Source organism: Stenotrophomonas sp. 05L44_2 (genome assembly GCF_056665995.1).
In genome coordinates, this window is sequence record NZ_JBFTNR010000204.1 from 1 (window position 1) to 5,672 (window position 5,672).

A 5,672-nucleotide genomic window follows, 5' to 3' on the forward strand; every position below is an offset into this window, starting at 1 on the left:
CCGGGAATGGTGAAGAAGATCGCCTACTCGCTGATGGACGAGGGCCAGGTGCCGCAGTTCGAGCGCGAGCTGGAACTCAACATGGCCATCGCCCTGGCCGATGCCGGGCGTTTCCGCGTCAACGTGTTCAAGCAGCGCGGTGAAGTGGGCATGGTCATCCGCGCCATCCGCAGCCGGATTCCGAGCATCGAAGAGCTCAACCTGCCGCAGGTGCTGAAAGACGTCATCATGACCCCGCGTGGGCTGGTGCTGGTGGTGGGGTCCACCGGCTCGGGCAAGTCCACCTCGCTGGCGTCGATGATCGACCATCGCAACAGCACCACCACCGGTCACATCCTCACCATCGAGGACCCGATCGAGTACCTGCACAAGCACAAGATGTCCATCGTCAACCAGCGCGAGGTCGGGCTCGATACCCATGCCTTCCACAATGCGCTGAAGAACGCGATGCGTGAAGCGCCGGACGTGATCCTGATCGGCGAGATCCTGGATGCSGAAACGATGGAGGCSGCSATYGCCTTCGCCGAAACCGGSCACCTGTGCCTGGCCACMCTGCAYTCCAACAACGCCGACCAGACCATCGAGCGCATCCTCAACTTCTTCCCGGAAAGCGCGCACAAGAACGTGCTGATGAACCTGGCGCTGAACCTGCGTGCGGTGATCAGCCAGCGCCTGGTGAAGAACAAGGAGGGGCGCCGCCTGCCGGCCACCGAAGTACTGATCAACACGCCGATGATCCGCGACCTGCTGCGTCGCGGCCAGGTACACGAGATCAAGGCGGCGATGGAGGCTTCGCTGGAAGAAGGCATGGAGAGCTTCGACCAGTGCCTGTTCCGGTTGGCCAAGAACGGCACCATCGATCAGGAAGAAGCCCTGCGCGCGGCCGACTCGCGCGATGGCCTGGCGCTGAAGTTCCGCCTGTCCGAAGGAGGCAGCGGCGAGCATGATCCGTATGCGGACTTCTCGGCCGGCGCGCCGAGCATTACCCACGGGTTCTGACGGCGCGCCCGCCGGGCATGGCCCGGCGCTACCGGACGCGTGGTGGTAGAGCCGGTCCATGCCCGGCGGAATCCTGAAGGGTTAAGGGGCGGTCTCATCCAATGAGACCCCTCGTGCGTAGGTTTCTTCAATGGAAACCATACGCAAGCTGGCCATCCTTGCAGATGCCGCCAAGTACGATGCCTCCTGCGCCTCCAGTGGTGCGGGCAAGCGCGATTCGCGCGCCTCCGGCGGCATCGGCAGTACCGAGGGCATGGGCATCTGCCACAGCTACACGCCCGATGGCCGCTGCGTGTCGCTGCTGAAGATCCTGCTGACCAACTTCTGCGTGTACGACTGCGCCTATTGCGTGAACCGGGTGTCCAGCAACGTGCCGCGCGCGCGTTTCAGCGTGGACGAGGTGGTCACGCTCACACTGGACTTCTACAAGCGCAATTACATCGAAGGGCTGTTTCTTTCCAGCGGCATCATCCGCAACGCGGACTACACGATGGAGCGCATGGTGGAGGTGGCACGTCGACTGCGCGAGGAGCACCGATACGCCGGGTACATCCACCTGAAAACGATCCCCGAGGCATCGCCAGAACTTCTGGCCGCTGCGGGTCGTTACGCCGATCGCCTGTCGATCAATGTCGAACTGCCCACCGAGGCGGGCCTGGCCACCCTCGCACCGGAAAAGACCAGCACATCGATCCGCGGCGCGATGGGCGAACTGCGCTGGCGCATCGAAGAAGCCAAGGAGGCCCGCAAGGCGCCGGCAGTGATCGCACCGGTTTCCAGCCGCGGCGCGCGTCCTCGCCCTCCCCGCTTTGCACCCGCCGGGCAGAGCACGCAGATGATCGTCGGCGCCGACGGTGCCAGCGACCAGCAGATCCTGACCAGTGCCGACAGCCTCTACGGCAACTACCGCATGCGCCGGGTGTACTACTCCGCCTTCAGCCCGATTCCCGATGCGAGCCGCCAGCTGCCGCTGCAGCCGCCTCCGCTGCAGCGCGAGCACCGGCTGTACCAGGCCGACTGGCTGCTGCGCTTCTACGGCTACGGCGTGGAGGAGATCACCGACACCACCCAGGGTGGCATGCTGGATCTGGACATCGATCCGAAGATGGCCTGGGCGATCCGCCATCCCGAACGCTTCCCGGTGGACCTGAACCTTGCGCCGAAGGAGCTGCTGCTGCGGGTGCCAGGCCTGGGAGTGCGCAACGTCAAGCGCGTATTGATGGCACGCCGCCACGGTCGCCTGCGGGTGGCCGACGTTGCACGACTGAAGGCGCCGATGAGCAAACTGCTGCCGTTCGTGCAGCTGGCCGACCACCATCCGCGCAGTGCGCTGGATGATCCGGCGGTGCTGCGCGCGAAGCTGGCGCCACCACCCCGCCAGGGCTCGCTGTTCGATGCCGCGCCCGCTGCCTGAGCTGCAGCGCTGGTCGCTGCGCGTAGACCCGCCGTGGTCGCTGGATGCCTGGCGCGGTGCGGCGCGTGAGGCCTTGCTGCGCCGCGTGCTGCCGGAACAGCTGGACTGGATCACGGGTACCGAAGCGTCGCTGCTGGACGCGCCGGCGGTGCAGCAGGCGCCACTGCCCGACGGCGCCACCGTCCCGAACGTGCCGCGCGACTTTGTCGAACTGGCCGCTACCTGCCTATGCCATCGCGATCCGCAGCGCCTGCCGCTGCTGTACCGCCTGCTGTGGCGCATCGCGCATGGCGAACGCACGGTGCTGTCCAATCCGGCCGACGCCGATGTGCTGCGGTTGATGGCGCTGGCGCAGGCGGTGCGCCGCGACACGCACAAGATGAAGGCCTTCGTGCGCTTCCGGGAGGTGCCCGGCGAGACCGACGCGTTCATCGCCTGGTTCGAGCCCGATCACAACATCGTCGACCGGGTCGCGCCGTTTTTCGCCCGCCGTTTTGCCGGCATGCGCTGGGCGATCCTGACCCCCGCGCGCAGTGTCCGCTGGGATGGCAGCGCGCTCTCGTTCGGTGATGGCGGCAGCCGTCGCGATGCACCCGCCGAAGACGCCCGTGAGACGCTGTGGCAGACCTATTACGCCAGCATCTTCAATCCGGCCCGGCTCAACACGCGGATGATGCAGCAGGAAATGCCCGCCCGTTACTGGAAGCATCTTCCCGAAGCGCACCTGTTGCCGGGCCTTGTGCGCGACGCAGCCGGCCGCGTGCAGGAGATGCATGATCGACCGGCACAGGCACCGCAGCGACGTATTCCCGCACGGCCGAATGATGCAACCGATGCCGCTGCGGACAATGGCAGCCTGCAGGCGTTGCGCCAGCAGGCCGCCGTCTGTCGGCAGTGCCCGCTGTGGGAAGCGTCGACCCAGACCGTGTTCGGTGAAGGTCGTGCCGATGCACGCATCATGCTGGTGGGCGAACAGCCCGGTGATGTCGAGGACCTGAGTGGTCGCCCCTTCGCCGGGCCGGCGGGCAAGCTGCTGGACCGTGCGCTGCAGGAGCTGGGCATCGAACGCAGCGCCCTGTACCTGACCAACGCGGTGAAGCACTTCCATCACGAGCGCCGAGGCAAGGTGCGCCTGCATAAGCGCCCTGAGAGCCGCCATGTGCATGCCTGCCGGCCGTGGCTGCAGGGCGAGATCGCACGGGTGAAGCCGCAGGTGATCGTCTGTCTCGRCGCCACGGCGGCCTCGTCCGTATTCGGTCGCGATTTCAACCTGACGCGCGACCGTGGCCGCTGGCTCACGCTTGAGGATGGCACCCGGGGATACGCCACCGTGCATCCTGCCTGGGTACTGCGGCAGAAGGATGATACGCGGCGCGAGGACGCCTACCGGCTGTTCCGCGACGACCTGCAGCAACTGCTGGCGGCCAACTCCGCGCCCACCGGGCATGGCCCGGCGCTACCGCGCGCCGGAGACCGGTAGCGCCAGGCCATGCCCGGCGAGCACAGCGGGACGTCAGGCGGCGTCGACCTGGTTTTCGGGGCGTGCAGCGATGAAGGCATCCAGCTGCTGGCAGGCCGCTTCAATGCGGCGCAGTGTGGGGTATGCCGCCAGGTCCAGGCCGAAGCGATGGGCGTTGTACAGCTGCGGCAACAGGCAGATGTCGGCCAGACCCGGACGGTCACCGTGGCAGAACGTACCGGTGTCAGCACTGTCGGCCAGCATCGTTTCCATCGCGGCGAAGCCCTCGGCCATCCAGTGCAGGGTCCACTGCGTGCGTGCATCGGCGGGCAGCTGCAGATCGCGCTCGAGGTACTGCATCACCCGCAGGTTGTTGATCGGGTGGATGTCGCAGGCTACCAGCTGCGCCGCTGCCCGCACCCGTGCGCGGCCAGCGGCGTCGGCCGGCAGCAGCGGCACCTGCGGGAACCGCTCTTCCAGATACTCCAGGATCGCCAGCGACTGGGTCAGCACGTGGCCGTCATGCAGCAGCGTGGGCACCAGCTGCTGCGGGTTGAGCCCGCGATAGGCGTCATGGTGCTGCTCGCCGCCCTCGCGCACCAGATGCACCGGTCGTGCTTCGAAGGCCAGGCCTTTCAAGGCCAGGCCGATGCGCACGCGGTAGGCGGCGCTGGATCGCCAGTAGGTGTACAGCATGATGCCGTCGTCGACCGGAATCTCCATCGCCGCCTCCATGCTCAGGGCTTGGCCGCCTGTTCGATGCGCTGCTCGATCGCACCGAAGATGCTGTTGCCGGCGGCATCGAGCATCTCGATGCGCACCACGTCGCCGAAGGACATGAACGGCGTGCTCGGCTTGCCGTCGCGCAGGGTTTCCACCACGCGCTGTTCGGCGAAGCACGAAGCCCCCTTGCTGGTGTCTTCGTTGGCGATGGTGCCMGAGCCGACGATGGTGCCGGCACTGAGCGGCCGCGTCTTCGCCGCGTGCGCGACCAGCTGGGCGAAGTTGAACTGCATGTCGACACCCGCTTCCGGCGCACCGAACCACGTCCCGTTGATGTGGGTCAGCAGCGGCAGGTGCACCTTGCTGTCCTGCCAGGCAGCGCCCAGCTCGTCGGGAGTGACGAACACCGGCGACAACGCCGAGCGCGGCTTGGACTGCAGGAAGCCGAAGCCCTTGGCCAGTTCGCCCGGGATCAGGTTGCGCAGCGAGACGTCGTTGACCAGGCCGATCAGCTGGATGTGGCCGGCGGCCTGCTCCGGCGTGGCGGCCATCGGCACGTCGTCGGTGATCACCACGATCTCCGCTTCCAGGTCGATGCCGTAGTCCTCGCTGACCACCTTGACCGCATCGCGCGGGCCATGGAAACCGGCGCTGGTGGCCTGGTACATCAGCGGATCACTGTAGAAGCTCTCCGGCACCTCGGCGCCGCGGGCGCGACGTACGCGCTCGACGTGTGGCAGGTAGGCGCTGCCATCAACGAATTCATAGGCGCGCGGCATCGGCGCAGCCAGGGCCTGCGGGTCCAAGTCGAACACGCCATCGGCGTCACCGGCATTGAGCGACTCATACAGCGCATTCAGACGCGGGGCCAGATGGCTCCAGTCCTCCAGGGCCAACTGCAGGGTGGCGGCGATGCCGGTGGCGCGCACGCCGTGGCGCAGGTCACGCGAGACGACGATCAGGGTGCCGTCGCGGCCGCCTTCCTTCAAGGAACCAAGCTTCATGGTGGGTGTCCGGAGTCGTGGGCAAACAAGTTTCAAGTGTAATCAAATAAGCAGCGTAGCCAAGCTGCAGCGC

5 protein-coding genes are annotated in these 5,672 nt (G+C 66.7%); 3 read left to right on the top strand and 2 right to left on the bottom strand.

Annotated features, from left to right (window positions below; translation table 11 throughout):
- The 3 genes from AC1VAN_RS09025 to AC1VAN_RS09035 form a co-directional block, all read left to right on the top strand.
- Window positions 1-999: PilT/PilU family type 4a pilus ATPase (locus AC1VAN_RS09025; protein ID WP_480985665.1), on the top strand; the 999-nt coding region annotated here is incomplete at its 5' end.
- 130 nt (window positions 1,000-1,129) lie between these two features.
- Window positions 1,130-2,413 (top strand): putative DNA modification/repair radical SAM protein, encoded by a 1,284-nt coding sequence (locus AC1VAN_RS09030; RefSeq protein ID WP_442251683.1) that lies wholly within the window; start codon window positions 1,130-1,132, stop codon window positions 2,411-2,413.
- Window positions 2,394-3,893 carry a UdgX family uracil-DNA binding protein gene (locus AC1VAN_RS09035; RefSeq protein WP_480985666.1) on the top strand — a complete coding sequence of 500 codons (1,500 nt, stop codon included), beginning with the start codon at window positions 2,394-2,396 and terminating at the stop codon, window positions 3,891-3,893. The genes AC1VAN_RS09030 and AC1VAN_RS09035 overlap by 20 nt, the downstream gene beginning before the upstream one ends.
- Window positions 3,894-3,926: 33 nt before the next feature.
- On the opposite strand, the gene maiA is transcribed toward AC1VAN_RS09035, so the two are convergent.
- Window positions 3,927-4,595 (bottom strand): maleylacetoacetate isomerase, encoded by a 669-nt coding sequence (gene maiA / locus AC1VAN_RS09040; protein ID WP_032976415.1) that lies wholly within the window; start codon window positions 4,593-4,595, stop codon window positions 3,927-3,929.
- A 14-nt stretch (window positions 4,596-4,609) separates the two neighbouring features.
- A complete protein-coding gene (locus AC1VAN_RS09045; protein ID WP_025878446.1) occupies window positions 4,610-5,599 on the bottom strand; it encodes a fumarylacetoacetate hydrolase family protein in 990 nt (329 codons plus the stop codon).
- Window positions 5,600-5,672 lie beyond the last annotated feature (73 nt).